General features: G+C 67.0%; 34 protein-coding genes and 1 pseudogene. 21 read left to right on the top strand and 14 right to left on the bottom strand.

The window, feature by feature from the left end; genetic code table 11:
- Positions 1-4 precede the first annotated feature (4 nt).
- Both ACFYY8_RS29300 and ACFYY8_RS29305 read right to left on the bottom strand, forming a co-directional pair.
- A complete protein-coding gene (locus tag ACFYY8_RS29300) occupies positions 5-772 on the bottom strand; it encodes a PrsW family glutamic-type intramembrane protease (RefSeq protein ID WP_390046392.1) in 768 nt (255 codons plus the stop codon).
- A 91-nt stretch (positions 773-863) separates the two neighbouring features.
- The gene (locus tag ACFYY8_RS29305; RefSeq protein ID WP_390046395.1) at positions 864-1,430 is read right to left on the bottom strand and encodes a cadmium resistance transporter; all 567 of its coding nucleotides are present in this window, start codon (positions 1,428-1,430) and stop codon (positions 864-866) included.
- A 125-nt stretch (positions 1,431-1,555) separates the two neighbouring features.
- Between ACFYY8_RS29305 and ACFYY8_RS29310 the strand changes: the two genes are divergently transcribed.
- From ACFYY8_RS29310 to ACFYY8_RS29330, 5 genes are all read left to right on the top strand, one after another.
- The gene (locus ACFYY8_RS29310) at positions 1,556-2,266 is read left to right on the top strand and encodes a hypothetical protein (protein WP_390046397.1); all 711 of its coding nucleotides are present in this window, start codon (positions 1,556-1,558) and stop codon (positions 2,264-2,266) included.
- A 279-nt stretch (positions 2,267-2,545) separates the two neighbouring features.
- Positions 2,546-2,827 (top strand): hypothetical protein, encoded by a 282-nt coding sequence (locus tag ACFYY8_RS29315; protein ID WP_390046399.1) that lies wholly within the window; start codon positions 2,546-2,548, stop codon positions 2,825-2,827.
- Positions 2,828-3,054: 227 nt separating this feature from the next.
- The gene (locus ACFYY8_RS29320; RefSeq protein WP_390046401.1) at positions 3,055-3,408 is read left to right on the top strand and encodes a hypothetical protein; all 354 of its coding nucleotides are present in this window, start codon (positions 3,055-3,057) and stop codon (positions 3,406-3,408) included.
- Between the two features lie 62 nt (positions 3,409-3,470).
- Positions 3,471-3,710 (top strand): cell division protein SepF, encoded by a 240-nt coding sequence (locus ACFYY8_RS29325; protein WP_390046403.1) that lies wholly within the window; start codon positions 3,471-3,473, stop codon positions 3,708-3,710.
- A 53-nt stretch (positions 3,711-3,763) separates the two neighbouring features.
- Positions 3,764-4,330, top strand: a complete 567-nt coding sequence (locus ACFYY8_RS29330; protein ID WP_390046405.1) for a hypothetical protein — start codon at positions 3,764-3,766, stop codon at positions 4,328-4,330.
- Between the two features lie 9 nt (positions 4,331-4,339).
- On the opposite strand, the gene ACFYY8_RS29335 is transcribed toward ACFYY8_RS29330, so the two are convergent.
- Genes ACFYY8_RS29335 through ACFYY8_RS29355 form a run of 5 tightly spaced genes read right to left on the bottom strand, consistent with a single transcriptional unit; the run spans position 4,340 to position 7,263 of the window.
- The gene (locus ACFYY8_RS29335) at positions 4,340-4,732 is read right to left on the bottom strand and encodes a cupin domain-containing protein (RefSeq protein ID WP_352014852.1); all 393 of its coding nucleotides are present in this window, start codon (positions 4,730-4,732) and stop codon (positions 4,340-4,342) included.
- A gap of 48 nt (positions 4,733-4,780) precedes the next feature.
- Positions 4,781-5,392 (bottom strand): HAD family hydrolase, encoded by a 612-nt coding sequence (locus ACFYY8_RS29340; protein ID WP_390046408.1) that lies wholly within the window; start codon positions 5,390-5,392, stop codon positions 4,781-4,783.
- A gap of 43 nt (positions 5,393-5,435) precedes the next feature.
- Positions 5,436-6,194 (bottom strand): DeoR/GlpR family DNA-binding transcription regulator, encoded by a 759-nt coding sequence (locus tag ACFYY8_RS29345; protein ID WP_390046410.1) that lies wholly within the window; start codon positions 6,192-6,194, stop codon positions 5,436-5,438.
- Between the two features lie 32 nt (positions 6,195-6,226).
- Positions 6,227-6,640: a YciI family protein gene (locus ACFYY8_RS29350; protein WP_390046412.1), complete on the bottom strand. Its 414-nt coding sequence runs from the start codon at positions 6,638-6,640 to the stop codon at positions 6,227-6,229.
- A complete protein-coding gene (locus ACFYY8_RS29355; protein WP_390046414.1) occupies positions 6,610-7,263 on the bottom strand; it encodes an ankyrin repeat domain-containing protein in 654 nt (217 codons plus the stop codon). The genes ACFYY8_RS29350 and ACFYY8_RS29355 overlap by 31 nt, the downstream gene beginning before the upstream one ends.
- A 531-nt stretch (positions 7,264-7,794) precedes the next feature.
- On the opposite strand from ACFYY8_RS29355, the gene ACFYY8_RS29360 reads away from it, so the two are divergent.
- Complete coding sequence (locus ACFYY8_RS29360; RefSeq protein WP_390046416.1) at positions 7,795-8,058, top strand: hypothetical protein; 264 nt, start codon at positions 7,795-7,797, stop codon at positions 8,056-8,058.
- A 115-nt stretch (positions 8,059-8,173) separates the two neighbouring features.
- Positions 8,174-9,415 (top strand): cytochrome P450, encoded by a 1,242-nt coding sequence (locus tag ACFYY8_RS29365; RefSeq protein WP_390046417.1) that lies wholly within the window; start codon positions 8,174-8,176, stop codon positions 9,413-9,415.
- 136 nt (positions 9,416-9,551) lie between these two features.
- Here ACFYY8_RS29365 and ACFYY8_RS29370 read toward each other — a convergent pair whose 3' ends face one another.
- On the bottom strand, positions 9,552-10,115 hold the full coding sequence (locus tag ACFYY8_RS29370; protein WP_390046419.1) for a hypothetical protein: 564 nt from the start codon (positions 10,113-10,115) through the stop codon (positions 9,552-9,554).
- Positions 10,116-10,253: 138 nt separating this feature from the next.
- On the opposite strand from ACFYY8_RS29370, the gene ACFYY8_RS29375 reads away from it, so the two are divergent.
- From ACFYY8_RS29375 to ACFYY8_RS29390, 4 genes are read left to right on the top strand one after another with little or no spacing between them, the layout of a single operon-like run.
- The gene (locus ACFYY8_RS29375) at positions 10,254-10,928 is read left to right on the top strand and encodes a response regulator (protein WP_390046421.1); all 675 of its coding nucleotides are present in this window, start codon (positions 10,254-10,256) and stop codon (positions 10,926-10,928) included.
- Positions 10,925-12,304 carry an ATP-binding protein gene (locus ACFYY8_RS29380; protein WP_390046423.1) on the top strand — a complete coding sequence of 460 codons (1,380 nt, stop codon included), beginning with the start codon at positions 10,925-10,927 and terminating at the stop codon, positions 12,302-12,304. Before ACFYY8_RS29375 ends, ACFYY8_RS29380 begins: the two co-directional genes overlap by 4 nt.
- Entirely contained in the window at positions 12,301-12,909 is a 609-nt protein-coding gene (locus ACFYY8_RS29385; protein ID WP_390046425.1) for a hypothetical protein, read from the top strand. The genes ACFYY8_RS29380 and ACFYY8_RS29385 overlap by 4 nt, the downstream gene beginning before the upstream one ends.
- Positions 12,910-12,925: 16 nt before the next feature.
- On the top strand, positions 12,926-13,387 hold the full coding sequence (locus tag ACFYY8_RS29390) for an alpha/beta fold hydrolase (protein ID WP_390046427.1): 462 nt from the start codon (positions 12,926-12,928) through the stop codon (positions 13,385-13,387).
- Here the strand turns inward: ACFYY8_RS29390 and ACFYY8_RS29395 are convergent.
- Complete coding sequence (locus ACFYY8_RS29395) at positions 13,367-13,867, bottom strand: cupin domain-containing protein (RefSeq protein ID WP_390046429.1); 501 nt, start codon at positions 13,865-13,867, stop codon at positions 13,367-13,369. The genes ACFYY8_RS29390 and ACFYY8_RS29395 overlap by 21 nt on opposite strands.
- Before the next feature lie 246 nt (positions 13,868-14,113).
- Here ACFYY8_RS29395 and ACFYY8_RS29400 point away from each other — a divergent pair, with 246 nt between their 5' ends.
- The 3 genes from ACFYY8_RS29400 to ACFYY8_RS29410 all read left to right on the top strand — a co-directional run bounded on the left by ACFYY8_RS29400 (position 14,114) and on the right by ACFYY8_RS29410 (position 16,684).
- Positions 14,114-14,911 (top strand): SDR family NAD(P)-dependent oxidoreductase, encoded by a 798-nt coding sequence (locus ACFYY8_RS29400; RefSeq protein WP_390046431.1) that lies wholly within the window; start codon positions 14,114-14,116, stop codon positions 14,909-14,911.
- Positions 14,912-15,099: 188 nt separating this feature from the next.
- Positions 15,100-16,071, top strand: a complete 972-nt coding sequence (locus ACFYY8_RS29405; protein WP_390046433.1) for a zinc-binding dehydrogenase — start codon at positions 15,100-15,102, stop codon at positions 16,069-16,071.
- Between the two features lie 151 nt (positions 16,072-16,222).
- Positions 16,223-16,684, top strand: a complete 462-nt coding sequence (locus tag ACFYY8_RS29410) for a cell division protein SepF (protein WP_390046435.1) — start codon at positions 16,223-16,225, stop codon at positions 16,682-16,684.
- A gap of 15 nt (positions 16,685-16,699) precedes the next feature.
- Here the strand turns inward: ACFYY8_RS29410 and ACFYY8_RS29415 are convergent, their stop codons facing one another.
- From ACFYY8_RS29415 to ACFYY8_RS29425, 3 genes are all read right to left on the bottom strand, one after another.
- Positions 16,700-17,080 (bottom strand): hypothetical protein, encoded by a 381-nt coding sequence (locus ACFYY8_RS29415; RefSeq protein WP_390046437.1) that lies wholly within the window; start codon positions 17,078-17,080, stop codon positions 16,700-16,702.
- A 138-nt stretch (positions 17,081-17,218) separates the two neighbouring features.
- Positions 17,219-17,578, bottom strand: coding sequence for a hypothetical protein (locus ACFYY8_RS29420; protein WP_390046439.1), 360 nt, complete (start codon positions 17,576-17,578; stop codon positions 17,219-17,221).
- Between the two features lie 268 nt (positions 17,579-17,846).
- A complete protein-coding gene (locus tag ACFYY8_RS29425) occupies positions 17,847-18,110 on the bottom strand; it encodes a hypothetical protein (protein ID WP_390046441.1) in 264 nt (87 codons plus the stop codon).
- A 117-nt stretch (positions 18,111-18,227) separates the two neighbouring features.
- Here ACFYY8_RS29425 and ACFYY8_RS29430 point away from each other — a divergent pair, with 117 nt between their 5' ends.
- Both ACFYY8_RS29430 and ACFYY8_RS29435 read left to right on the top strand, forming a co-directional pair.
- Positions 18,228-18,563, top strand: a complete 336-nt coding sequence (locus ACFYY8_RS29430; protein WP_390046443.1) for a PadR family transcriptional regulator — start codon at positions 18,228-18,230, stop codon at positions 18,561-18,563.
- Complete coding sequence (locus ACFYY8_RS29435) at positions 18,560-19,300, top strand: hypothetical protein (RefSeq protein WP_390046445.1); 741 nt, start codon at positions 18,560-18,562, stop codon at positions 19,298-19,300. The genes ACFYY8_RS29430 and ACFYY8_RS29435 overlap by 4 nt, the downstream gene beginning before the upstream one ends.
- A 602-nt stretch (positions 19,301-19,902) precedes the next feature.
- Here ACFYY8_RS29435 and ACFYY8_RS29440 read toward each other — a convergent pair.
- Positions 19,903-20,379, bottom strand: coding sequence for a hypothetical protein (locus ACFYY8_RS29440; protein WP_390046447.1), 477 nt, complete (start codon positions 20,377-20,379; stop codon positions 19,903-19,905).
- Positions 20,380-20,587: 208 nt separating this feature from the next.
- On the opposite strand from ACFYY8_RS29440, the gene ACFYY8_RS29445 reads away from it, so the two are divergent.
- From ACFYY8_RS29445 to ACFYY8_RS29460, 4 genes are all read left to right on the top strand, one after another.
- Positions 20,588-21,127: a winged helix-turn-helix domain-containing protein gene (locus tag ACFYY8_RS29445; protein WP_390046449.1), complete on the top strand. Its 540-nt coding sequence runs from the start codon at positions 20,588-20,590 to the stop codon at positions 21,125-21,127.
- Between the two features lie 93 nt (positions 21,128-21,220).
- A complete protein-coding gene (locus ACFYY8_RS29450) occupies positions 21,221-21,652 on the top strand; it encodes a transposase (protein ID WP_390046451.1) in 432 nt (143 codons plus the stop codon).
- 1,197 nt (positions 21,653-22,849) lie between these two features.
- A complete protein-coding gene (locus tag ACFYY8_RS29455; RefSeq protein ID WP_390046453.1) occupies positions 22,850-22,987 on the top strand; it encodes a hypothetical protein in 138 nt (45 codons plus the stop codon).
- Positions 22,988-23,001: 14 nt separating this feature from the next.
- Positions 23,002-23,502, top strand: a complete 501-nt coding sequence (locus ACFYY8_RS29460) for a GNAT family N-acetyltransferase (RefSeq protein ID WP_390046455.1) — start codon at positions 23,002-23,004, stop codon at positions 23,500-23,502.
- A gap of 837 nt (positions 23,503-24,339) precedes the next feature.
- Here the strand turns inward: ACFYY8_RS29460 and ACFYY8_RS29465 are convergent.
- Entirely contained in the window at positions 24,340-24,567 is a 228-nt protein-coding gene (locus ACFYY8_RS29465) for a hypothetical protein (protein ID WP_346018135.1), read from the bottom strand.
- A 304-nt stretch (positions 24,568-24,871) separates the two neighbouring features.
- On the opposite strand from ACFYY8_RS29465, the pseudogene ACFYY8_RS29470 reads away from it, so the two are divergent.
- Positions 24,872-25,514 (top strand): annotated as a pseudogene (locus ACFYY8_RS29470) (IS5 family transposase); the annotation flags it as partial.

A 25,514-nucleotide genomic window follows, 5' to 3' on the forward strand; every position in this document is an offset into this window, starting at 1 on the left:
CCGCTCAGGCGGAGGTCGTCGTCGATTCGGGGAGCGTGACCTTCGCCAGGTCGCGGGTCGCCCGATGGAACAGCCAGTAGCTCACCGCGGCGACCACCGGGAAGAAGAGCTTGACGCCGCCGGGCAGGTCGAGGATGAGCAGGCCGTCGTTGAGCGAGTGGAGTACGGCCGCCGCCGCGAAGGCCGCGGTGACCGCGCTGGTCAGCACGACCCGTCTCCTGGTCTGCCACACCCCGAAGGCGACCGCGCAGACCAGGCCGGTCCAGGCCAGGTGGCTGAACGGGGTGGTGAGCCCCCGCATGAACAGCACCATCCCCGCCTCAACGGCGCTGTCGTGCCTGATGCTCTTCCAGGCGTACGACATCGACTCCATGATGGCGAAGCCGGTCGCGCAGGACAGGCCGAGCGCGACGCCCGCGGGCTTGGTCAGGTGCGCCCCGGTCAGCGCGACCGCGAGCAGGGGGACGAACTTGGCCGCCTCCTCGATCCAGCCGACGCGCAGGATCGTGGGGTTGTCCTTCTCCGAGATGAGCAGGGCGTCGAAGTAGCCGCCGAGCAGCAGGGCGACACCCCCGCCGAACAGGAACATCCCCACCAGCGTGGTGCCCGGCACGCTGTCACCGATGCGGGTGCGGTCGTGGATGGCGAGGAGGAGAGCGGCAGGACCCGCGGCGGCGCCGTAGAAGAAAGCCGCTGGCATCACGGCGCGGTTGCCGACCATTTCCATCATGAAGATCAGGGAGGCGGACAGCGCCATCATTGCGATCCACACTTTGAACCATCTATGGCGATAGAACCGTAAATGTCCTCGCATGTGGGACTATTCCCCATTCGAGGCCGTGCAAATTCGGACGAATGGTGCATTATTCGCTAAAGAGCGTGCCCGCCAGGATGGTCACGCCGATCACCATGAAGATCACGGGAACGAGCCACCGCCCCCACCGATCGACCAGGTCGATGACCCTTCCGTGGGAGCCGAGCCAGGAGGCCGTGACGCACCAGAGCGCCACGAGCACCGCGAAGACCGCGACCGTGACGAGGCTCGCCGCGGTGCCGGCCGTACGGAACAGCGGGGTGTAGACCGAGATGTTGTCGGCGCCGTTGGCGACGGTCACCCCGGCGATCGAGACCACCCCGGAGGCGACAGGCCGCTCGTCGTCCGCCTTCGCCAGGAGCCCCCGCACCCCCAGGCCGAACGGCACCAGCCCCAGCAGCCCGACCCACCGGTCCGGGACCACGGTCAGCCCGAGCGCCGCGACGGCGGACACGGCCACCAGCACCGCGATGCCGGCGTACTGCCCCACGACGATCTTCCACGGTCTGGGGGTGGCCTTCGCTCTCGCCGCCAGGAACAGTACGGTCAGGACGACGATGTCGTCCACGTTCGTCCCGGCGAAGACGGCGGCCGCCGTACCGATCGTTTGCCACACGGGGGCATTATGTCGGCTGGGGCGGCTCCGGATTCGGGGGTTAAGATCGATTTAGTCGCGACTGTGCCGTACCGCCCGTTCCCGCCGGTTCCATACCGGCCCCATCGGCCCCCCGGAGGTTTCGCGTGGCCCACCCGCCGCAGTACGGCAGGCCACAGCGGGGCGAGACGGGCCGGGGCGTCGCGGCCATCCTGACCATGGTCATCGGAGTGCTCATCGCGGCGACCGTCGCACTGGTGATGGTGCTCAACCCTGTCTCGACGCCGAAGGACACCTTCCCCACCCAGGAGGCCGAGCGCTCCGAGTCATCGGCACGGCAGGCCGCCCAGCTCGCGCTCGACACCTACTCAAGCGGGTCCTACGGCGACTTCTGGGACCTGTGGAGCACCCAGTCTCAGCCGGTGATCAAGCGGGAGGACTACGTCAGGCTGTTCCAGCTCTGCCCGCCCCTCGTCCAGGACGGCCAGTTCACCATCTCCAGCGTCGCGGTCGAGGGCGACCACGCCACGGTGCAGGCGACCGGACCCGGGGACCAGAGCGAGTTCGGCTTCGTCTTCGAGGGCGGCCAGTGGCGGTACACACCTCCCGCACAGCAGGAGACCGACTACCGGACCAAGACCGTGGACCAGCTGGCCCAGGAACGACGGACCGCCGGCGGCTGCGGTACGGCCTCGGTCCCCGACCCCTCCGCCGCCCCCTCCTCCGACCCCTCCGTGACCCCCTCGTACAGCCCCTCCTACGGATCCCCGGCCGATCCGTCCGCCGTTCCCTCGTACGCCCCCTCGACGGGTCCGGATCCCAGCTCCGTGCCGACGTCGTTCCTCATGCAGGGCTGACCGTTCCGCATGGGGTCCGTTTCCCCCTTCCCGGCTTTCACTCTTAAACCCAGAAAAGTCCACAAAAAGCACCGTAAAGGCTTTCATGACCTGGGCGAAAAATGCACAACCATCCTGGTAAATCACCCCTCCTTGCCGAGGATGGCCCAGCACATCCCCATATCGCAAATCATCAGTCAACTCTGTGGTATCGCCGGTACGTCACGAATATCGTGAGATCGTATGCCTTGCCGCGCAGCCGATTCTCATGCCGACGACCAGTGACGGAGGCCGGGCCTGATGAATGTGCACACCGGGATCGCGATGCTGTTCGCCTTCGTGACCGGAGCACTCGGGCTGTACGTGCTGGCGACCAACCGGCTCCCCCGCTGGATCCGCAGCCGCGACGAGAGCCAGGCCCCCGCGTACGGCTGGGCGAAGCTGCTGATGGCCGTGTTCATCATCATGATCGTCGTCCCGCGGGCGATCGGCCTGCCGTACGGGCTGGTGGTCGGTTCGATCCTTCTGGGTCTGGTGGCCGCGGCGGCCTCCTGGTGGCTGACGCTACGGCGAATCCGCTGACCGGCCACTTTCCTGCCGGACATTCCCCGAAATAGCCGCCTCTATGGCAGAGTTTCAATGCGTGACACAAGTCCCGTTACCATAGACATACGAAACGGACACACTTTCGTGTTTTCCGCCCGGCCTGTCCCGGGGAAAGCCGTCCACGGGCCGATCAGCCCGGCGAGAAAGGTCACAAAAAATCATCACGCATATGTCAGATGCGGCCGGTTCGATATATTGACGATGTGTCGCCCAGCGAACGTCCTCTGTCCGCCGATGAGCAGGCCGTGATCCTGGCCCTTCTCACCCGGGACTTCCCCGGTGTGGAAGACCTCAGGAGACAGGTCCCCTCGGTGGTCGTGACAAGAGACTGCGGGTGCGGATGCGCGACGATCGACTTCCGCACCGAGGACGAGCCTCCCACCCTGGGCAAGGAGCTGGTCTCCTCCGCCTACGTGCGTGGGCGCGACGACGGCGTCCTCCTCTTCGTCAGGAACGGACACCTGTCCCACCTGGAGGTTTACTCAAGCGACGGCGACCCGGCCCCGCTGCCACACGTCGAGGACCTGGTCATCGACCCGCCCGACACCTGGGAGTGAGGACTCCGTACTCCCGCAATGTGAAGGCTTGACCATGTCCTGACACGGGAAAAACCACCCCCGTGATCAAACTGTGCCCGAAGGACTACAACGAGGCCCTCCATGTCGGCCACTACTTCCGCACCGGCAACCCCGTGATGATGGACCTCACCGGCCTGCCGGACAGCGAGGCCAGGCAGTTCGTGGACTTCGCGGCGGGTCTGGTCTTCGGCAGGGGCGGTGCCCTGGACCGCCTTTCGCACAAGGTCTTCCTCCTGGTGCCCCGGGGCATGGCCAAGACCCCACCCCCGGAAAGCGCCTGACCTCACGGAAATTCAGCTGAACTTCGCTCCGTGAACCATGACAATCCTTGATCATGACCACACATCAGGCAGTCAAGGACCTACGGCGCGCGCTGAGGTCCGGCAAGCCGGTGCGGATCATTCGCGACATCGACGGCGCCGACCGGCTCGACGCCTACGTGGTCGGTCTCGGACGCAAGTGGGTGCTGCTCCACACCATCTCCGCCGGGTTCCACCTCGACGGTCACTCGGTCGTACGGCTCCGCGACGTCGAGCACGCGACACATTCCGGCCGGAAGGCCGTGCGGGTCGCCCACCGGGCCCTCCGGCTGCGCGGGGAGCGTCCCTGGACGCCGCCGGGCATCGACCTCGACACGACGACCGGCCTGATCGACACGTTGACCAAGGCGTTTCCCCTGGTGAGCGTGCACATCGAGGAGATCGACCCGGACGTCTGCCACATCGGCCGCGCCCACGGGGTCACGAGGAAGAAGAACCTGCGGCTCCAGGAGATCAGCCCTGGGGCGGCCTGGGGAAACGCCTGTTCCAAGTATCGGACCACGGACATCACCAGGTTCGACGTCGGCGACGGCTACATCGACGCCCTGCACGCGGTCGGCGGGAACCCACCGGACCTCTGATCAGGCCGTTCACCCCCGGGAACCGGTCCGGGGGCCGCTGTACTCGGTGTCGCTGACGTGCTCGCGCCAGGAGACGTCGTCGTCCTCCCACAGCGCGAGATGGGACATGAACCGGTCCGGGGCGGCGCCGTGCCAGTGTTCCTCGCCCGGCGGGGTGTGGACGACGTCGCCGGGACGGGCCTCGATGATCCCGCCCTTGCGTGCCTGGATCAGCGCGACCCCCTCGACGATGAGCAGGGTCTGGCCCAGGCCGTGCGAATGCCACGCCGTACGGGCTCCCGGTGCGAAGCGGACCATGTTGGCCCGCATGTGATCGCCCCGGTAGACCACGTCCGCCCAGACGTCGCCGGTGAAGCACGCGGCGGGCAGCTTCGTGGTCGGTGGTCGCCTCAGGATCTCCATCAGGCACCCCCTTGCGCTCTCGGGGGTATGTTCCCCGGTCACCGGGGTTCAGAGCAGGCCGTACCGCTCCAGCTCACCGCGCAGGGCGGCGGCGTCGGTGAAGAGAATCGCTCCCATGCCGACGGCCTCGGCGCCCCTGACGTTCGCCGGGCTGTCGTCGACGAACAGGGCCCGCTCGGGAGAGAGGCCGAAACGGTCGAGCGCGTACCGGTAGATCTCCGGATCCGGCTTGATCATCTTCAGCTCTCCCGAGACGACGATGTCCCTGAAGATCTTCAGGACCGGGTAACGGTCCACGGCCAGCGGGTACGTCTCGGCCGACCAGTTCGTGATCGCGTACATCGCCGTCCCCGCCCGCTGGACCTCGGCCAGGACCTCCGACGTGCCCGGGACGAGGCCGTCGAGCATCTCCGGCCACCTGCTCCAGTAGGCCTCGATCAGCTCCCGGTGGTCGGGATGGCGTTCCACGGCCTCCCTGACGCCCTCGGCGAAGGGACGGCCGCGATCCTGCTCGGCGTTCCACGGGCCGTGGCAGACCTCGGTGAGGAACCACTCCATCCGGTCCGGGTCCTCGATGAGCTTGCGGTAGAGATGCCGGGGGTTCCAGTCGACGACCACCCCGCCGAGATCGAACACGACCGCCTCGTAGCGCTGCCCCATCGTTCCCCCTGTCGTGATCAAACGTCATGGTCAAACGTCGTGGTCAAACCAGGATCACCTCGACCCCGGCGGCTTCGATCTTCCCGATCTCTCCCGGCGGGGCACCGTCGTCCGTGACGACCGCGTCCAGCTCACCGATCGGGCAGACATGGCCGAGTCCGGTCATGCCGAACTTCGAGGCGTCGCACACCGCGATCTTCCGCTGCGCCGCGGCGATCGCGGCCTGCTTGACCGGCACCTCGGCCAGGTCGTGGGCCGTCAGCCCGTGCGCGGCGGAAAGCCCGCACACCCCGAGGATCACGGTGTCCACCCGCAGCGCGCGCAGCGACATCTCGGTGAGGTGCCCGGTGAACGACGACGTCCTGGGCAGGACCTGTCCGCCGGGCACCAGCAGTCTCACCTCGACCGCGCCGCTCAGCGCGTTCACCGAGTGGAGGTCGAGGGGCATCGCGGTGATCCTCCGGCCGGCCAGCGCGCGGGCGACGCGCAGCACGGTCGTCCCGCTGTCCAGCACGACGGACTCCCCGTCGGCCACCAGCTCGTCGATCTTGGCGGCGATCCGCCGCTTGACGTCCACGGCCTCGCGCTCACGCACCGCGAACGGCGGCGCCTCCCCGCGCAGCATCAGGCTCACCGCGCCGCCGCGCACCCGGCGCAGCACCCCCTGCTCGGCGAGCTGGTCGAGGTCGCGGCGGATGGTCATCTCCGAACAGCCGGTCCGCTCGGCCAGCTCGCCGACCGTGACCCGCTCCGCCGTACGCAGCCAGGAGGTGATCTCCAGCAGCCTGTTCGAACTCTCCACATGTGCTAATAAACGTGAATGATGTGCGAAAGTCAACCTTCCGCTCGTTCGGCCGGTCGGTTCCGCATGCCGAAGGAGTCGTGGACCGGCCGTATCTCGACCGCCACGACGTGGAAGTCGAGGACACGTCCGGCGATCTCACGCGCCCGCTCCGGGCTCGCGCAGTCGATCACGTAGTAGGCCGTCAACTGCTCGGTCCCCGCCGTGAAGGGACCGTCCGTCGTGTCGTCGCCCTCCCGGCTCCACCGGATGGTCGTGGTGTCCCTCGGGTAGGCCAGCCCGGCCCCGTTCAGCATCTCCCCGGTGCCCTCCAGGTCACGGTGGAGCGCCTCATGACGGAGAGCCACCTCGGCCCGTTCCTCGGCGGTCATCGCCTCGGTCGCCGTGGGATCGGCGTACATCAGCACCATGTACTTCACAGCAGGTGCCCGGGCAGCTTCAGCCACACGTCGTACTTTCCGGTGAGCGACCGGTCGTCGGCCGGCCGCAGGCTCGCCTCCGCGTAGCAGTAGGCCACGGCCTCGCCGTCGTAGAGGTAGGCGGCGAGGATCTCCTCCGGAGGGTCTTCGAAGGAGGCGTCGCCACCACCGGGATGGGTGTCCCACGCCTCGATGACCCCGTCACGGGCCATGGCCCCCTGGTTGCCGCTCTTGGGGTTGTCGTACAGCCCGTGGCAGACGGTGCCCACCGACAGCCGCTCCATGACACCGGGGTTGGACGCGACGTATCCCCACGGCTGGACGACGACACACCCGCCGGGCACATCCGTGACGCCGACGAAGGCCAGGCTTTCGCTGGAGTCTCGCACGGCCTCCTCGATCTCGGAGTCCGTGACCGGTACGGCCTCAAGGCGCCGGATCGCCTCGGCCGCGGTGACGCCCGCCGTACAGGCGATGCTGAAGCCGCCGTCGTCGTCATCGAAGCCCCCCAGTGTGGCGACCAGACGGCTGGCCTCGGCCACGGCGGCGGTCTCGGCAGCGGACAGACCGGTCTCGCCAGGGGGAAGGGGGAACAGATCCGGAGTGGGGGTGGCGAGGCTGAACCGTCCGGGGGACCAGCCGTTCATCATCGGCCGCCACGGGTCCGCCCCGGCCGCCGCCAGGGCTCGGGCGTTGTCGGGACGGTTGTTGAAGACGGCGTCCCAGAGCGCGGTGCGCCCCCCCGTGCTCGGCGTCGACGTCGTCGACGCGCCGGGCCAGCTCCGCGATCACCTCGGGCGACCCGAGCCTGGCCGCCATGTGCAGGGGCAGCCCCTGGAAGGGCATTCGCGAGTTCGGATCGGCGCCCGCGTCGAGCCGGGAACGGATCAGGTCGAAGTTTCCCCAATCGTCCCAGTCAACGCCGGACCACCCGGGCTCTTCCCTGACGACCATGGCTCTCCCTCACGACCAGGCGAAACACACGCTCGCCGATAATGGCCCACCGCACCGACAAATCCGGGCGCACGGCTGCGGTCTCCCGAGGCCGGGGAAGCCAAAACGGCTGTGATATGTGGACCATTCAGCCGAAATATAGGGAAATGTGAACTCCTCTGTTCCGGCGATCCATGGTCATCTTGAGGTGCCCTCCCCGCCCCAGGATCCCGTGAGGAGCCCCCGCAGTGAAAACCCGCAAACTGCCCGTCGTGGCGACGATCGCGGCGGTGCTGACCGCCGGCTCCCTGGTCGGCACCGCGGCCGCGACCGCCGTCACCAAGGGCAAGCCGCGCACGGAACAGCAGGGTCCCTACACCACCTCGGAGGAGTGCCAGAGGTGGCGGACGTACGCCGGCACGCACGGCGCGTTCACGTACCTCTCCCCCTGCTACTACCACCCGGGGGATTTTGTCACCGAATCCGGCAACTACTTCATCCTCGTCTACTGATTGACAAACGAGGAAAAGTCGGTTTTCGGAGAAGGTTAAGCATTGACCATAAACGGTGGTATGCGTACGTTCCGGGAGGGCCGTCGATGGGGCGCCCGGAGCTGAGAGGGGCGCCATGGCCGCCGATTTCACCCCGAACGACATCCCGAACGACATCGCCCCCGGGCCGCTGGGCACTCCGTCGCCCGAGTACGCGCGGCGCCACGAGGAGGGGCCGCTCGATCCGGCCGTCATGCCGAGCGGGGACGTGGTGCCGGTCGCCGTCAGGTACGAGGACGTCCGGACCCTGCTCGGCTCGGCGGCCTCAAGCCGTAACCTGCGCCTTCCCGGTCTGCCCCGGCTGGTGAGCGGCGTGGGCATCGACGACGACCCCGACGCGCTCATCAACCAGGACCCGCCGGAGCACACCCGCTACCGGCGGATCATGTACGGGGCGTTCACGCCCCGCCGTACCGAATCGTGGCGGCCGTGGGTCGCGGCGATCGCCGGTGAGCTGCTCGACGGGGCCGGCGAGGAGTTCGACCTGGTCGAGGCGTTCGCGGTGCGGCTGCCCGGCCGGGTCATCTGCCGGTTGCTGGGCGTCCCCTATGACGACTACGACCGGTTCGTGGCCTGGACGGACATGTTCCTCACCACCTCGACCGCCACCGAACAGGCCCGGTACCGGGGCTACACCGAGTTCATGGCCTATGCCCGGGAACTGGTGGCCCGCCACCGCGCCGAACCCGGTGACGACCTCATCGACCTGCTCGTGCAGGCCCGTGACGAGGCGGACCGGCTGAGCGAGGGCGAGCTGGTCAACACCGTGTTCGCCCTGATCACGGCGGGGCACGAGACCACCGCCTCGATGGTGTCCAAGGGGGTCTTCCGTCTCATGCTCCATCGTGGGCAGTGGGACGAGCTGGTCGCCCGGCCGGAGCTCGCGGCGACCGCGGCCGAGGAGATCCTGCGTTACGACGGGCCACCCGCCAGCGCGTTCATGCGCAGGCTGACCGAGGACGTCGAACTCTCCTGCGGCGTACTGAAGGCGGGGAGCGTCGTGATGCCCGACCTCAACGCCGCCAACCACGACCCCCGCGCCTTTCCCGAACCGGGACGGTTCGACATCCACCGCTTCGAAACGCAGCCGCCGCACCCGCATCTGGCCTTCGGGTACGGCCCGCACCGCTGCCTGGCCGCCGCGCTGGCCAGGGTCGAACTCACCGAGGCCCTCAGGGCGCTGGTGACCGGACGGCCGGGATTGCGCCTGGCCGTACCGGCCGAACAGGTCGAGTGGAGTGAGGGCCTTACCCGTCGTCCCGTCGCGCTACCGGTGACCGGGGCCCGCCGTGACAACCGGACAGGCCGGGTGGAATGACCACCCGGCCTGTCGGCTCGCGACACCGCCAGAGACTCACGCGTCCTGTCCCCACCCCCGCGAGGACAGGACGCGTCCCCTGATATCCCCTGGCCGCGACGCCGTCACGGACTCCGTCTCACGATGGAGACACGCCTTACTTCTCGTACGGCGCGGGCGGGGCCAGTGAGGCGCACTTCTCCTGGGCCTTCTCCCAGGCACCCGACTTGGGCTTGACCTCCTGGAAGTCGGCGGGCTTCTGCTCGTCCGTTTCGATGGGCTGCCAGACGCCGTTCTCCCGCAGGCACTTGGCCCACGTGGCGAACTTGGCGTCCTCCTCCGGGGTCGTCGGCCCACCGCCGAGGATCACCCAGTCCCACTCCTTGCACGCCTTCATGGCGGCGGTGAGCTGGGCCTGGGTGCTGTCGGTCACGGCGCTGGTGTCGAGGTCCTGGCCCTTGACCGGGTCCGGGATCTTGATCTTGTTCTCGCGCATGCATCCGGCGAACTTCACCGCGGCCTCGTGCCAGCTCAACGTGGCCGCGCCGGAGGGAGTCGTGGCAGGCTCGGCGGAGACGACGGCCGAGGGCTGGACGGGCTCGGCGGCGACCTTCGCGGCGGAGTTCGCCGTGCCGGCGAAGCTCTGTGCCCCGCACGCCGTACTCAGCGCCAGTGCGGGAAGGACGGCCAGTACGGCGAGACGCCGTTTGGTGATCAACACGATTCTCTCCAATGGGTCGGTTGACTGCCCATCACCTTGGCCCGTCCATATGAGCGACCTGTCCACACCATGTCATGAACGTGTAATAGCTTCCGAGACCGGACAAATCGCAAGTCATGGCCGTCGATACTGGAACGCATGGCACGCGTGTTGCTGGTCGAGGACGACCCGAGCGTCAGAAACGCCCTGACAATCGCCCTCAAGGGCAGGGACCACGAGGTCGAGTCGGCGGCTTCCGGGGAGGAAGGACTGGCGCTGCTGGCGCACTTCGCCGCCGACGTGGTGGTGCTCGACCTCATGCTGCCCGGTATCGATGGGTTCGAGGTCTGCCGCCGCATCCGCGCGACCACCTCGACCTCCATCATCATGCTCAGCGCGCGGGGTGACGACTTCGACGTGGTCGGCGGTCTTGAGGCCGGGGCGGACGACTACGTGGTCAAACCGGTGAGACCCCAGGTGCTCGAGGCCCGGATCAGGGCGGTGCTGCGCCGTACGGAGAGTGTGCCCTCCCCGGTCGAGACCTACGGCACGCTGTGCGTCGACCGCGCCTCCCTGACCGTCAACAGGGACGGGCGACGGATCGCGCTTCCGCCGATGGAGCTGCGACTGCTGCTGCACCTGTCGGCCGTGCCCGGACAGGTCTTCAGCAGGCAACAGTTGCTTGAGTCGGTGTGGGACCACGACTACCTGGGCGACTCGCGGCTGGTCGACGCGTGTGTGCAACGACTGCGCTCCAAGATCGAGGACGTGCCGGGGGAGCCGAGATACGTGCAGACCGTGCGCGGGTTCGGTTACCGCTTCGGGCCGGTATGACCTGGCTGCGAGGACTACGGGCCCGGCTGGTCATCACATTCGTGCTGGTCGGCGGGCTGAGCGCGGTCGGGGCCGCCGGGCTGACCTACTACAAGGCACAGAACAACCTGTTGGCCGGAGCGCAGAACCGGCTGCTGAAGGACTTCAGGTACCGGGTCCTGCTGCTCTCGCGCGACGTCGTACTGCCCGCGAACGACGAGGACCTCCACCAGCTGGCCGAGGACCTGGAGGTCGGCAACCGCGACGTGTACGTGGTCAGGGACGGCGAGATCCCCTCCGACAACCGCATCACCGGTGAACTGCGTGCGAGAGTCCTGCGGCGGGAAGAACTGGCCTGGCAGCGGGTGGTGGACGAAGGCGTGCCGTACCTCGCGGGCGGCAGCAGGGTCATGTTCAGCGCGGGCGGCGAACCATCGGGCATCACCGTCTACCTCGTCGAATCACTCTCGCAGACCGCCACCGACGAGACGGCCGTACTGCGCGCCGCCCAGACCGCCACATTGCCCGCCGTACTGCTGGCGGTGCTGGCCGGGCTGCTGGCCGCGCGTGGCGTGCTGCGCCCGGTCGCCGACCTGGACCGCGCGGCCCGGCGGCTGGGCGAGGGGCGGCTTGAGACCCGCCTGCCGGTGCGGGGCGGCGACGAGCTGGCCCGGCTGGCCGGGCAGTTCAACGCGACCGCCGCCGCGCTGGAGCACTCCGTCGGTGAACTGCGTGAGATGGAGGCCAGGTCACGGCGGTTCGTCGCCGACGTCTCCCACGAACTGCGCACCCCGCTGGCCGCCGCGACCGCCGTCACCGACGTCCTCGAGGCCGGAGCCGACCGGCTCGACCCCAACGCGGGAACCGCCGCCCGGCTGGTGAGCTCCGAGATCTTCCGGCTCACCAGGCTCGTCGACGACCTGATGGAGATCTCCCGCTTCGACGCGGGCGCCGCCGTCCTCAACCTCAACGACGTGGACGTCGGCGCCGCCGTGGCCGCCTGCCTGCGTTCGCGCGGCTGGAGCTCCGAGGTCGTCGTGGACCTGCCGCCGGACGTCGTCGTCCCCCTCGACCCACGCCGCGTGGACGTCATCATCGCCAACCTCGTCGGCAACGCGCTGCGTCACGGCGAACCACCCGTCACCGTCCGGGTGCGCGCGACCGACGACGTCGCCACGGTCGAGGTCTCCGACCATGGCCCCGGCCTTTCCTCCGACGTCCTTCCTTACGTCTTCGAACGCTTCTACAAGGCCGACGTCGCCCGTGCCCGCTCGGAGGGCAGCGGCCTCGGCCTGGCCATCGCCCGCGAGAACGCCCTCCTGCACGGCGGCGACCTGACCGTCGCCCCCGGCCCCGGCGCCGTCTTCACCCTCACCCTGCCGAGGAAACGCACATGAGAGTCCCATTTCTCACGATCTGCGTGGCACTTCTCGTGGCCTGTACGGCCTGCGGCATCAGTCCCAGCGAGGTGATCGGCGCCGGGGAGCCGGCCCGCGGTTTCATCCAGGGCACTCCCCTGTACTTCGTGCGGGACGGCGATCTCATCCTGATCAGCCGTCCCAACGCTCCGTTCGGGGCCGCCGAGGCCGTCGAACTGCTGCTCGAAGGGCCGACCGATCGGGAGCGGGAGCTCTCCCTCGGCACCCGGCTGCCCGATGGCCTGGCCGTCCGGGTGAGCGACTACGGGTTCACGCTGGACACGAGCGGTTCGAAGATGACGAAGCGCCTGAAGCCGTCGATCCAACCACAGAGCAAGGGTGTTCCGGCGATACCGGACCGCCGGTTGTCGACCCTCGACCTCGATCTGGTGGAAAAGCCGGAGGACCGGGCCGGTCTGGAGCCGCAGTCGTTTCCGGTAGTCGGCCGCCTCTCGCGGCTGGCCACGGGACAGATCGTCTGCACGATCGCCACCGCCACGGCCGCCAGGAACCACATGAAGGTGAACGACGTGCGGGTGACCGTACCGGGTGGGAAACAGGCACGCTGCAAGGACTTCATGTGACGTCGGGCCGGGCGTCGTGGAGCTCGTCGGCGCGGTCGACGTCGAACATGTGCTCCTCGGCCCAGGCCCGGACGGTGGCGAGGGACCCTCGCCGCCGACGCGGAGGCGCTCCTCGACGCGCTCGGAGAGCCTTCGGCGACGGTGGGTCGGCATCGACATGGGCACCCCGGTGGCGTTCCTCCTCGCGATGCGACGGCCCTCCCGGGTGCGGCGGCTCGTCCTCCTGGAGGCGATACTGGGCGAACTGCCCGGCGCCGGGGACCTCCGGCCGTGGTGGTTCGGCTTCCACACGGTCCCCGGTCTCGCCGAAACCGTGCTGACCGGGCACGAGGCCGAGTACGTCGGTGACCTCCTCGAACGTCAACTACGCCCCATCATCGACGACCTCACCGGACACCTCATCGACGACTGCGGCCACATCATTCCCCTGGACCGTCCCGACGCCCTTCTGCCGCTGTTACTCGCCTTCATCGAGTAGGGTCGCCAACCCATCGGGCGGCAACCTGGTGAGGAGTTCGTCGGTGAACTCCCCGTCGAGCACGACGAACAGCATCCGCAACGGCACGTCCGAACGGTTCTCCCACCGGTGGTCGGTGCCCCGCTGGACGACGACGTCCCCACGCCGCAGTGTGCGTTCGGACCCGGAGAGCACGAGTACGGCCTCGCCGTCGAGAACGACCGCGTAGTCGACACTCCGAGTGCGGTGCATCGGCGTGACCTCGCCGGGCGGCGTCACGACCACCCTGACCACCGTGCCACGCGGCCCGGGAGCGACACGCAACGGCCGGTCGCCGGGCTCCGGTTCCTCAGGCGTGATCGGCACGGGTACGGCGTCGGTCGCCCATATCTCGTGGAAGACCGTACCTCCCGGCAGGGTGTGCGAGACGGGTGGCGGCCCGTCGGTCAGGAAGACCGATTCACCGTCGAGGTCATGGCCGGTGACGACACGGCGCGGCACGGGGGTCATCATCGTCGGCGGTTCCGTTTCCCTGGGATGCTCCCCATCCTTCGCCGAAGAACCCCACCGAACAACGACTTCCCCACATAACGCCCCGCCGTACGGCACGGCATGCCCGGAACCGTCCCTGGCTGTGCGATCTCGGCACGTCGGCCACCAGAAACGGGCGGGAAACTTTCGCTATGGATCAGGCCTCGTCCCCCGTCCCTGTGAGCCGTCGTTCCGGTGCCGGGTAGGGATGAAGCCATGCTGATTGACCTCACCGGCAGGACGGCCTTCGTCAGTGGATCGACCCAGGGAATCGGTCGCGTGATCGCCGCGCGGCTGGCCGCCGCGGGCGCGGACACCACGATCAACGGTCGCAACGCCGAACGGGTCGAGGCGGTGGTCGCGGAACTACGCGCGGAGCTGCCGCCGGGCGCACGGCTCGACGGTGTGGCGGCCGACGTGTCCACAGCGGAGGGCGCCGCCACGGTCGTCGATCGGCTGCCGTCGGTGGACATCCTCGTCAACAACCTCGGCATCTTCGCTCCGCAACCGGTACTGGAGGTCAGCGACGACACCTGGCAGAGGTTCTGGGACGTGAACGTCATGTCGGCCATCCGGCTGACGCGCCACTATCTGCCTGGAATGCGCGACCGGGGCTGGGGGCGGGCACTGTTCATGGCGAGCGACTCCGCCCTGGTGATCCCCGAGGAGATGGTCCACTACGGCGTGACGAAGACGGCGCTGCTCGGTGTTTCGCGGGGCTTCGCCAAGGCGATGGCCGGTACGGGCGTGACGGTCAACACGGTGATCGCCGGGCCGACGCACACCGAAGGGGTGGAGGATTTCGTCCGCGCCCTCGTCGGCGACGAGTCGCCCTGGGATCAGGCCCAGGTCGAGTTCATGAGGCAGCACCGGCCCGGGTCGCTGATTCAGCGCCTGATCGAGCCGGACGAGATCGCCGCCATGGTGGTCTACCTCAGCTCGGACCACGCCTCGGCGACCACCGGCGGTGCGCTGCGCGTCGACGGCGGCTACGTGGACTGCATCGTCCCCTGACGAATCACCTCAGGTCGGCGGAGAGGTCGTGTCGCCGGGCCACGAGGACCGTCACCGGTTTCCCGGCTGCCGCTCGCGTTGGTCTGGCCTCGGCTCCGTACCGCGGGTGCTCTGGGGGGGTTGACCTCAACCCCGGTCGAGGTTGGAGACTGCTCCACACCGAGTCGAGTGCGGGGAGAGTGATCGACATGCGGGTTGTGCGGGTGACGCGTTTCGGGGGTCCCGAGGCGCTGGTTCCGGGTGAGGCGCCGGACCCGGTCGCCGGACCCGGCCAGGTGGTGGTCGAGGTGTCCGTCGCGGGCGTGACGTTCGTCGAGACCCAGATCCGGCGTGGTGTCGACAAGTGGCACGCCAGGCCCGCGCTGCCGTACGTGCCGGGCGGTACGGTCGCCGGGCGGGTGAGCTCGGTCGGAGAGGGCGTGGATCCGAGCTGGTCCGGACGGCGTGTCATCGCCGAACTCGGGATGACCGGGGGCTTCGCCGAACGTGTGGCGACCGGCGTGGAGAACCTGGTCCCGGTGCCCGAGGAGTTGGGGTTGCCCGAGGCCACCGCCCTGCACACCGACGGCAGCACCGCGTTCGGGCTGATCGAGGGGGCCGGGGTCCTTCCCGGGGAGTGGGTGCTGGTCGAGGCGGCGGGCGGCGGTGTCGGCACCCTGCTGACCCAGCTGGCCCTGGCGGCCGGTGCCAGAGTCGTCGGGGCCGCACGCGGCGCAAGGAAACTGGACCTGGTTCGCGACCTGGGCGCGGACGCCGTGGTCGACTACTCCGCCCCCGGCTGGGCGGAACGGGTACGCGAGGTGACCGGTGGCCTCGGCCCCACCCTGGTGTTCGACGGCGTCGGCGGAGAGATCGGCCGGACCGCGTTCGAGCTGACGGCGGACGGCGGCCGTTTCTCCGTCCACGGCGCCGCCAGCGGCGAGGTCACGACCATCGACCCCGTCCAGGCGCGACAGCGCGGGATCACGGTGATCGGCGTCGAGCAGCTCTTCGACTTCGGCCCGAAGATGCGAGGCTGGGCCCAGCAGGTGATGTCGGCCGCGGTCACGGGCAGGGTCAGACCGATCATCGGGCAGACCTTCCCCCTGGAGCACGCCGCGGACGCCCACGCCGCGATCGAGTCCCGCACCGCCCTGGGCAAAACCCTGCTCCTGCCCTGACGGCGCACCCCGGGCCAGACACTCCTCCGCCGTCACGACGTCGTTCCAATCCGTGGCCCCGCTTCCGTGAGACGGCGCAAGAAGCGAATCCGTTTCCCGCCCGTGGGCCGTGTGCCCTTGATGTTCCCGGAGGCTCAGGGAGACTGTCCTCGTGATCCTTGAGACAGTTCGCCCCCTCGCCTACGACGACGTCCGCCACGTGGGCCGATACTTCCGTGAGGGCATTCCCGTCGTGATGGACCTCACCTCGGTCGCCGACCACGAGGCGGAACAGTTCGTGGACTTCGCCGCGGGTCTCATCTGCGGACGCCGCGGCGACATGGAACGCCTCAGCCCCAAGGTCTTCCTACTGGTCCCCTCCGTACTGGCCGGACCCGGCACCATGACGAGCGTCGTCAAAAAGGTACGTCCACGCGACTACAGCGAGGCACTGTACGTGGGGCACTACTTTCGCAAGGGCATTCCGGTCGTGATGGACCTCACCGCGGTGACGGATGACGAGGCGAAGCAGTTCGTGGACTTCGCCGCGGGTCTCATCTACGGGCGCCGCGGCGACATGGAACGCCTCAGCCCCAAGGTCTTCCTGCTGACCCCCGCCGCGGCTCCCCGCTGAGGCGGTGCCGGCGGATCACAGCCAGTCCAGCGGCGCCTTCCACAGGCCGTACGCGGCGGGAAACAACCCGATCACGACGAACGGACCGAGCAACAGGGCCGCCGAGGCCGACCAGTACGGCTTCGCGGGCAATCTCGAAAGTGCCCGGACCGCGAGATTGAGCGCCGCCCACAGGGCGATGAAAATCCCCACACCGCCGAGCAGAATCAGGTGAGGCAGGATTCCGTCGTTGTCGGTGGGGTCCCGTTCTGTCAGGCCCAGTGCGGCCAACGGGTAGTTGGCCAGGAAGTACCAGACGAGCCCCAGCGGAAGAGGCGCCAGGTAGCCGAACAGGGCGTTGACAACGAACGGGACCAGCCACACGATCCGCTTCGGAGGTGCGCTGGTGTCGGCCATGGCCTCTTCCATAGCAGCGCACCGTACCGGACGCGCATCGTGGAACCACCGAGTGCCCTCGATCGGTTGGCGCTCGGACCACACCACCGGACGGTACGGCTTCACGCCTTTCGGTGGCAGCGGTTCCAACACCACCGATCAATCACCGATAAAACGCAACTGGAGACCCGGCGTCGCCAAGCAGGCCGCACCGAGCCGCTGGACTTCACGCACCATCCGCTGTTCCGCCCCTTCAGCGGCCACCTTGGCCAACCGAGGAATTTCAGCAAGAAGTGAACGGACCTGGGCCTCGTCGAAGACTACGTATCCATGCGGGTCGATAAGATCAAGGGTGGGGTTGTGCCCGGAGGTGTACACCCGGTCGAGCAGCCGCGGCAAAAGATCGTCCGGATCGATCACTTCATCGAGGACGGTGTACACGGGCCGCTTCTGACGCTTTCCCTTGGCCAAGGGCCGGGCAGGCGGTTCATGACGGACCAATTCGAAATTGATTCCCACGAGCGGGATGCTACTCATACGCGGGTCACCACATCAAAGAATTAACGGGCCTACGCAGGCTGTCCTCTTTCATCGTGGCTCACAGGTCCACGGAAAGACGCACTGGGAGCCATGCGTTTTCACCGGCCTGTCTCTGACGGAGATCGGATTCTGCGAGCGGAAAAGCAGCCCACCGCATACCGGCTTCAGGCCTCACCTCGTCGGCGTCAGGGCGCACCCGCAGCCGTACGGTCCTGGTGGGCCGGTGACCAGCGGAGGCGTCCAGATCCTAGGAGTCGTGCTCCCCAGCAGCATCGGCGCGGAGCTGAGCAAGCCTGCCTCCGATCGGCTTGTCCGTCTTCATCGCCTTCTCGATCTCCTCGGCCTGCCACATCGCCAGCGCCTTCATCGCCTGATCGGAGTCGGCGAGCCAGTCCATCGACTCGACGGCCGTGTGGACCGCGTCGCGCAGGTCCGGGGCGCACTCTCGCGCGGGCGGTTCAAGTGCCGCGGCGAGCCGACGACGAGGGGCCTGGTCACCTCCGACGGGCATCGCAGGGAAGGTGAGACCGATCGTTTTGTGCTGAGTGCTAAAAACCAGGCCATCCGGATAGGGCCGCACAGCTACCCCATTCCATATCGTTCTCGATATAGGGGTTAGGGGAAGTCGATGACTGAGCCACCACCGAAGATCCGCCTTACCACCACTACGCGTCTCGTCCTGGACCTGCTCTTGGCCACCGGGCCTGAAGACCCTTTGTGGGGATACCGGATCACTGAGGAAACCGGGCTGGGCCCAGGCACCGTTTACCCGCTTCTGGAACGCCTGGAGAAGGCCGGATGGATCACCGGTTCCTGGGAGACAGGCGTACCAGAAGACCGGCCACGCCGACGGTTCTACGTCCTGTCTGGCACCGGCCGTCAAGAGTACGCCGCACTACAAGCTGTACGCGGGCGGGGACGGCTACCGCGCTGGGGTTGGACTCCGGGAGGTGCTCAGCGTTGAAGGACGATTCCTATAATCGGCGATCTCCTTATGCCTCCGTTGCGGCCTCCGCCGCCGCCATCGCCGTCGTCTCCGTTGCCGCTGGCTTCTTTAATGCCTCTAAGTACAAAGCCTCAGCAGCAATCGCAACCGCAGCCGCAGCCACAGCGAGCAAGAACGACTACTCCATCCAGGTAGACGCTGAAACGGCCATCCAAGAGGCCGCAGAATACACCAATACAGCTGTTGCGATCGCCATAACCGCTGCCATCGTCATCATCATCACCGGCCCCATCATCGCCAAAAGCTACATCCCCTCGTTCCGGCATCCCCTACAGCAGAGAGGAGCTGCTATTGCGCTCACCTTGGCTGTCTGGATCGGGGGCCCAAGCCAAAGATGGAGGGCCGAGGATTGGCTAGCTGCTATTACTGAGAGCTCACGACCGATCTGTTACGGCCTAGGCTTGGTGGTCGCCGCAATACGGATACGCCTGCATAACCTCGGCGAGTTGCTGATGGTGAGCGCACGCTGGGTCCTCGCTTCCAACTGGCGTACCTGGGGGCCACTCGGTTCGATGATGATCTTCGCTGCGGTGAACGTTTACCGGTCGCAGGGATGGGGTTCGGTGTTCTACACATTGCCGACCATTATCAGCTTCAATGTCGGGGTGGAGTGGCTTCGTCACCGATGGGGCATCGAGGTGAAGCCAAAGCGCTCCGCCGAAGGTTCAGATAAGAAGCAAGACAACCGGACCTGACCGCTTCAGGAGACCCCCAGGCAGGGAGGCACCCCTAAGCCGGGGAGAGAAAAAGAGAGGTTCGTGCGCGGGTCTACCAATAACCACGATCAAAAAACGAACACCCTTACGTTTCCGCAGGTCAGACGCTTACCAGCGTCGCGACGTGGTGGGCTGGCGTGCACGGATGCGGTTGCCGCGCCCGCTGTTGCATCCGTAGTGCGCAGCGCGGGCGTTGCCCGGGTCGAGCGAGTCGCCCCCTTGGATGCCGATGTGGAATCGCGGATATCTGCGAACCGCAAACAGCGAACAGATCGAGGAGTGGACCTGGGTGACCTTCGAACTGGCTCCCGAAATCGCCGCGACGTACAGTGTCAGCCCGTTCACTTTGACGCCCGAGAGCCGGATGCGGGGAACGGAAGTGCCCGCCTTGACACCGGATCCCGTCGGCGGGCCTACGACATGAGTGACCCCGCGCTAACGGGGCAGCAGCCCACAGCCTTGCGGCCATGGAATGTGATCATGGTCATGTCCCCCTTGGGGTTGAGAAATTCAGGACCTTTGATCGCAAGGGCGGAGCCGTAACACCGACCGGCTTTGATTCTGACCTTGCTTCCCCCGTATCAGCCGACTGCCTGCCTCCAGCCCTCGCCGAGTCTGGTCAGAAGCAGTTTCGCGGCGGGACGATGTCCACCGTCTCCGGACGGATCATCGGCGACATGACGGAGCACATTCGTGGCGTGATGAACGCGGCTCATGATCCCTTCAACCAGGCCGACCGATCCGGTCAGCGGATCCTCATAGGTCTCGAACCCCGGCTCAGGGAAGCATCCCCACCAGTCCAGCAACGCGTTCAGCGCTTCCTGCCGGGGTGCCCCCGGTCGCTCGTCGATCGCCCGCAGAAGCACGCCCGTCGCGGGAACGGCGGCCGGATAGAGGGTTCCGGCGTGATCGTTCGTGACCGCGTACCGAAGATCGGCCAACGCACGGGCGGCCTGTTGAGCGGATGCGGATCGGGCCAGCGCCTCCACTGCGGCTTGCGCGTTCTCGGGGTGGTACCAGCGCGGCCCTGGTATCCGGCTCCAGTCCACCTGCTCCACCGCTGTCCTCCTGCTCCCGACGCGGAATTCTCGCGCGTGACCTGGTAAACGCGCCGACACCATTCCGCGCATATCCCGCAACGACTACTCATCGACCCTGGCGTGCCCGGTGCGCTCCCATGGTTTCATCCATGCCTAAGCCTTACTGAGGTTGAACTCATGGTGTCGTAGGTCCTGACGTGCCTTGATTGCCGGGTACATCGGCATCATGAGGTACGCACAAGGCGGAGGACTGTCCGCCGAGCGAAGAGCGTTCCGCGAAAAGCTGCGACTGCAGGCTGCCGAGAGGTTCGCCCGCGATGAATCCAGCACGACCATTGCCCGGGACTTGCGGATCAGCCTGCGGTCCGTTCAGCGTTGGAAGAGGGACTGGCAAGCCGGCGGTGCCGGAGCGTTACGCTCGCACGGGCCTGCTTCCCTGCCCCGGCTCAGTGAGCGGCAACTCGCCGTCCTGGAACAGGAACTGGTCAAGGGGCCCGTCTGGCACGGCTGGCCCGATCAGCGCTGGACCCTGTCCCGGGTCAAGACCGTGATCGGCCGGCGCTTTCATCTGACCTACACCCTGCAAGGGGTGCGCAAGCTGCTGATCCGCAACGGCTACTCCTGCCAGGTGCCGGCCCGCCACGCTCTGGAGCGAGATCAGGCGGCGGTGACCGGGTGGGTGAAGGAGACCTGGCCAAGCGTGGAAGATCCGCGGCGGCGCTCGGCGCCTGGATCGTCTTCGAAGACGAGACCGGCCTGTCGATGACGCCGCCCGTCATGCGTACCTGGAGCCCGCGCGGGCAGACCCCGGTCATCACCGTGCGCGGCCCGGTCGCGGCGCCGGATCTCGATCGCCGCTTTGGCCTGCTACAAACCCGGGCAGCGCTCCCGGCTGATCTACCGGCCCCGGCTGGAGGCCCGCCCGGACGGGCGCAAGTCTTTCGCCTGGAGCGACTACCGCGACCTGCTGATCGCCGCCCACCGGCAGCTCAGCGGCCCGATCGTGCTCGTCTGGGACAACCTCAACACTCACCTGACCGCCGGGATGCGTGCCTTCATCGCTGATCAGGACTGGCTGACCGTCGTCCAGCTGCCCACCTACGCCCCTGATCTGAATCCGGTCGAGGGCATCTGGTCACTGCTGCGGCGCTGCTTCCTGGCCAATATCGCCTTCACCAGCCCAGAGCACCTGATCCGCACCGTCAGGCAAGGACTGCGCACCATCCAATACCGCAGCGACCTCATCGACGGCTGCCTCGCGGAAACCGGCCTGTTCCTCACATCGGCATAGCCGCGCACGACATCACGAGTTCAACCTCAGTAACTGCGCCGCCAAGCGATAGGGCGTCTGCCCAAACCGCACTAGCAGCTCTGATCTCGCCGTCCCGATCGGTTCCACCTGGACCAACGATTGAAGCTGTCCGTGTGTGGGCGGAGCGAGGTGGCGCACAGCCTCCCGAAAGGATCTCCAGATTCCCTCGGCTGCTTCTCGGTCACCTCGACGGCCATTCATTCGATCATGTTAAGAGAAGACCACGAATGCCTGCCGTCGGACTCCTAAGCCTCGACGGTTTTACAGACCCGCGCCTATAACGCTCTGCCCAGCCCGAACAAGCCTGAAGCCATGGAAATAGGCATCAGATGGGCACCTCACGCAGGAAAATCCTCCGACTGTTCCGCCCCACGAACTTGGCGCGCTGGTACCAGGTCTGGCCCTTCTTCTCTCTCCGTGCTGATGTGCCGCTTTCCAATGAGTGGTGGTCGAACGCGACGCCCGCTCCTCCTGAAAGGGAAGAGCGGGCGTCGTCATGTCGCCCGGTGTCGCGTCAGTCGTACAAGGTGACGCCTCGGTACTGCACGGTGCCCGGGAAGTTGACCGACGATATCTCGCCCACCCCTACCCGAGGGCCGTCCATGGAGTATGGGCCCCATACCGGGTTCACGTGCAGGCCGCTCGCGTGAACCGCTTGCGTGCCTGTGCCACCCGTGCACTTGCTGTAGACCATGTACCCCACCTGCCAGGTGGTGCAGCCCGTCGGGGCGGCATGGGCGGGGGACGCGGAGCCCACCAGCAGCGACGCGGTGAGCAGGGCGGTGGCGGACACAGCCGCGGCCCAGCTTTTTCTCATGTGCGCTTCCTCCGATTCCGAAGGTAAATGGCACTTCCATTAAGAAACTTTCCTAAAAGGAAGATACGCTCTGGACGACGCGAGTCAAGAACATCCCGCGCCCTATCCGCGCCGATCATCATCCCAATGCCGCCGCGCCAAGAGTCAACGAAGTTGATCGAAAAGCGACGCGACAGGCGCCCTTGACGACTCGGTCGGTGATGTTGAGCGGGACCGTCATTCGCCAATAGCACCGACCACACGCCCTTGCCGTTAACCACGTGTTGATGCCGTCGGTATCGGCCTTCCAGCCGGGACATACGAGAAGGGTGGCTCTCCCCTCATATCGTGAAGACCTGACCTAAGGGGGAGGTCAGGGCATGGGAGAGACCAGACGCGGCTTCGATCCGGAGTTTCGTGCCGGTGCGGCAGGCACCGTGCGAGAGGCCGGGAAATCGATCGTCAAGGATCTGGGAATGAACGCGGGCACACCGGCCAACTGGATGCGACAGCCGTGAGACACCATGGTCCTGTGGAATCGATCATCATGCGGCGCTTCGTCGACGACGATTCGGTGGAAGAGCTGACCACGCTCCTGCATCGCGCGTACGCCGACCACGCGGCGGCCGGGCTCGTCTTCTTCGCCTCCTACCAGACCCCCGAGGACACGCGGCGCCGTCTGGGCAAGGGCGAGTGCTGGATCGCTCTGGAGCAAGGGACGATCGTCGGCAGTGTCACGGTGACGGGGACATACGACACCCCGCCGGGATACCCGGCTCCCGCCGCAGGCTCGTTCTGGCAGCTCGCGGTGGACCCGTCCAGGCGAGGCACAGGCCTTGGGAATCGTCTCCTGGCCCTGGCCGAAACCCGCATCGTCGATCTGGGCTCGTCAAGGGTGGTGATCGACACTTCCTCCCAGGCCGCCGATCTCCTCGCCTGGTACGGGCGGCACGGCTACGCCTCGATCGGAACGTGGAAGTGGGACGTCACCAACTACGTCAGCGTCGTCCTGGCCAAGAACCTCCTCCCCTGAACTTAGCCCGTGGCCGCCTTCCGACCGGAAACGAGCCTTCCGGCGGCAGCGGCCCGGGAAACGTGCCGACTCATCCCGCGTATGTCCCGCCCACTTCTCAGTCCTCGCCTACCAGGAACCTGCGGTGGTCGCACATGTTGCGGGCGAGGACTTTCCTCCCAGCTCTTGACCTGTTCCGCCCACCGTCCGGGAGCATACCGATCATGCTGTTTCTCCGCCTCTCAGCTATCGGGCTTCTCTGCGGGGTCGTGCTGGTCCCCCTCTTCTGAATCCAACGGGGCGATGAATTCGAGCATCTGCGCCTGTCCGCACTGATGGGCTTGGACATCACGGTCCCGATCGCGCTGGCGGTCGGAGCCTGGAAGGCTCGCCCTTGGAGCAAGCGCCCTCGGCCGTCACCTCCAGGCTTCATCAGTCAGCGAAGCTGATCGTGAGGCAACGGCGCAGGCGCCCTCGACTCGGCGAGCACGAGACACCTGGGCGGCAAGGAGGACGAAGGACCATCGGATTAGAAGTGGATGATCCTTCATGGGTTTCGCATAGCCTCTGATCTGCGGAATGAGGCGTCGGGGTCGGTCGAAGACGGAGATCATCCCGTGCATATCCCGCAACGCCTATTGAGTAGCCACGGCTCCCTATGAGCCCCTCATGGTCTCCTCACTGACGGGCATGCAACGGGCACGGGGCATGGCTTCTGCTTCCTCGCGGCATGCCCATGGTCGTATGGCCGGGCCGAGGAAGGAACGTCTCCACACGGTCCTTTGGACGCCGGCTCGGCCGAGCTAGACGCCGGCATGGATGTGCTCGCGCTGCGTGCTTTCCTGTATGACAGCGGTCTCAGAGTTTGTACAGCCTGTTGAACGGTGTAGTGATTCGTTGCTGCCGCGATCCGAAATCGACGAACACGGCGATCTCGTCTTCTACAGCGATGACGACGCCGAGACCATATCGATCATGGGTCACTTGGTCGTTCACGCTGAACCGCTCGGCAGGCGGGGCGGGGGGCGGAGGCTTGAAGGGACTTGTGGACAGGTGGCGACGGGGCGCGCCGCTGGCTGACTTCATCCCCACCAGTATGTGCCGCCTGTTAGAACGCTCGCAACGGGACATGGACATGGCCCTGAAATGACCAAGGTGCGAGACTAGGTCAGCGTCCTGACCTGGGCCTTCGCGCGTGGAGCGGATGACGGGAATCGAACCCGCGCTTTCAGCTTGGGAACTGCATCGATCATGGCCCACTGGAACCCTGAGCTGGGCAGCGAGCCGGTCCTGAGTGACCCTCCCCCTTATGGCTCCTAACTGAATGATCTCTGTTGTGGTTTGATCTCTCGCTGTAACGACAGCGAGAGGGGTGGGCCGGTTGGCGCGGCTGAAGCCGTGGGAGGTCGGCGACGAGCTGTGGGCGGTCATCGAGCCGTTGTTGCCCAAACATCAGCGGCGGGCCCGCTGGCCAGGGCGAAAGCGTCTGGATGACCGCCTGGCGCTGCAGGGCATCCTGTTCGTGCTGCACACCGGAATCTCCTGGGAGCACCTGCCCCAAGAACTTGGGTACGGCTCGGGCATGACGTGCCGGCGGCGGCTGAACGAGTGGCACAAGGCCGGGGTCTGGCAGCGCCTGCACGAGGTGCTCCTGGCCAGGCTCAGAGCCGCGGGCGCGATCGACTTCTCCCGAGCCTCGGTGGACTCCTCCCACATCAGAGCCCTAAAAGGGGGGCGCAGACCGGCCCGAGCCCGGTCGACCGCGGACGATCCGGCAGCAAACACTACCTGATCGTCGACGCAGGCGGCATCCCGCTGGCCGTCATCCTGACCGGCGGCAACCGCAACGACGTCACCCAGCTGATGCCGTTGCTGGAGGCGATCCCGCCGGTGCGCGGCAAGCGCGGCCGGCCCCGCAGGCGTCCCGACGTGGTCCTGGCCGATCGCGGCTACGACCACGACAAGTACCGCAAGCAGGTCCGCGCCTTGGGCATCCGCCCGCTGATCGCGCGACGCGGCACCGAGAACGGATC

Origin of the sequence: Streptosporangium sp. NPDC001559, from assembly GCF_042893955.1 — a bacterium.
Lineage (GTDB): Bacteria > Actinomycetota > Actinomycetes > Streptosporangiales > Streptosporangiaceae > Streptosporangium.

Bases quoted from the DNA above. Each gene is read 5' to 3' on its own strand.
- ACFYY8_RS29405 (WP_390046433.1), top strand. From the start codon at position 15,100: ATGCGGGTTGTGCGGGTGACGCGTTTCGGGGGTCCCGAGGCGCTGGTT.
- ACFYY8_RS29445 (WP_390046449.1), top strand. From the start codon at position 20,588: ATGAGGTACGCACAAGGCGGAGGACTGTCCGCCGAGCGAAGAGCGTTC.
- ACFYY8_RS29335 (WP_352014852.1), bottom strand. From the start codon at position 4,732: ATGGAGATCCTGAGGCGACCACCGACCACGAAGCTGCCCGCCGCGTGC.
- ACFYY8_RS29400 (WP_390046431.1), top strand. From the start codon at position 14,114: ATGCTGATTGACCTCACCGGCAGGACGGCCTTCGTCAGTGGATCGACC.
- ACFYY8_RS29340 (WP_390046408.1), bottom strand. From the start codon at position 5,392: ATGGGGCAGCGCTACGAGGCGGTCGTGTTCGATCTCGGCGGGGTGGTC.
- ACFYY8_RS29425 (WP_390046441.1), bottom strand. From the start codon at position 18,110: ATGCCCGTCGGAGGTGACCAGGCCCCTCGTCGTCGGCTCGCCGCGGCA.
- ACFYY8_RS29415 (WP_390046437.1), bottom strand. From the start codon at position 17,080: ATGGCCGACACCAGCGCACCTCCGAAGCGGATCGTGTGGCTGGTCCCG.
- ACFYY8_RS29430 (WP_390046443.1), top strand. From the start codon at position 18,228: ATGACTGAGCCACCACCGAAGATCCGCCTTACCACCACTACGCGTCTC.
- ACFYY8_RS29455 (WP_390046453.1), top strand. From the start codon at position 22,850: ATGGGAGAGACCAGACGCGGCTTCGATCCGGAGTTTCGTGCCGGTGCG.
- ACFYY8_RS29375 (WP_390046421.1), top strand. From the start codon at position 10,254: ATGGCACGCGTGTTGCTGGTCGAGGACGACCCGAGCGTCAGAAACGCC.
- ACFYY8_RS29465 (WP_346018135.1), bottom strand. From the start codon at position 24,567: ATGAAGTCAGCCAGCGGCGCGCCCCGTCGCCACCTGTCCACAAGTCCC.
- ACFYY8_RS29380 (WP_390046423.1), top strand. From the start codon at position 10,925: ATGACCTGGCTGCGAGGACTACGGGCCCGGCTGGTCATCACATTCGTG.
- ACFYY8_RS29365 (WP_390046417.1), top strand. From the start codon at position 8,174: ATGGCCGCCGATTTCACCCCGAACGACATCCCGAACGACATCGCCCCC.
- ACFYY8_RS29385 (WP_390046425.1), top strand. From the start codon at position 12,301: ATGAGAGTCCCATTTCTCACGATCTGCGTGGCACTTCTCGTGGCCTGT.
- ACFYY8_RS29315 (WP_390046399.1), top strand. From the start codon at position 2,546: ATGAATGTGCACACCGGGATCGCGATGCTGTTCGCCTTCGTGACCGGA.
- ACFYY8_RS29355 (WP_390046414.1), bottom strand. From the start codon at position 7,263: ATGATGAACGGCTGGTCCCCCGGACGGTTCAGCCTCGCCACCCCCACT.
- ACFYY8_RS29330 (WP_390046405.1), top strand. From the start codon at position 3,764: ATGACCACACATCAGGCAGTCAAGGACCTACGGCGCGCGCTGAGGTCC.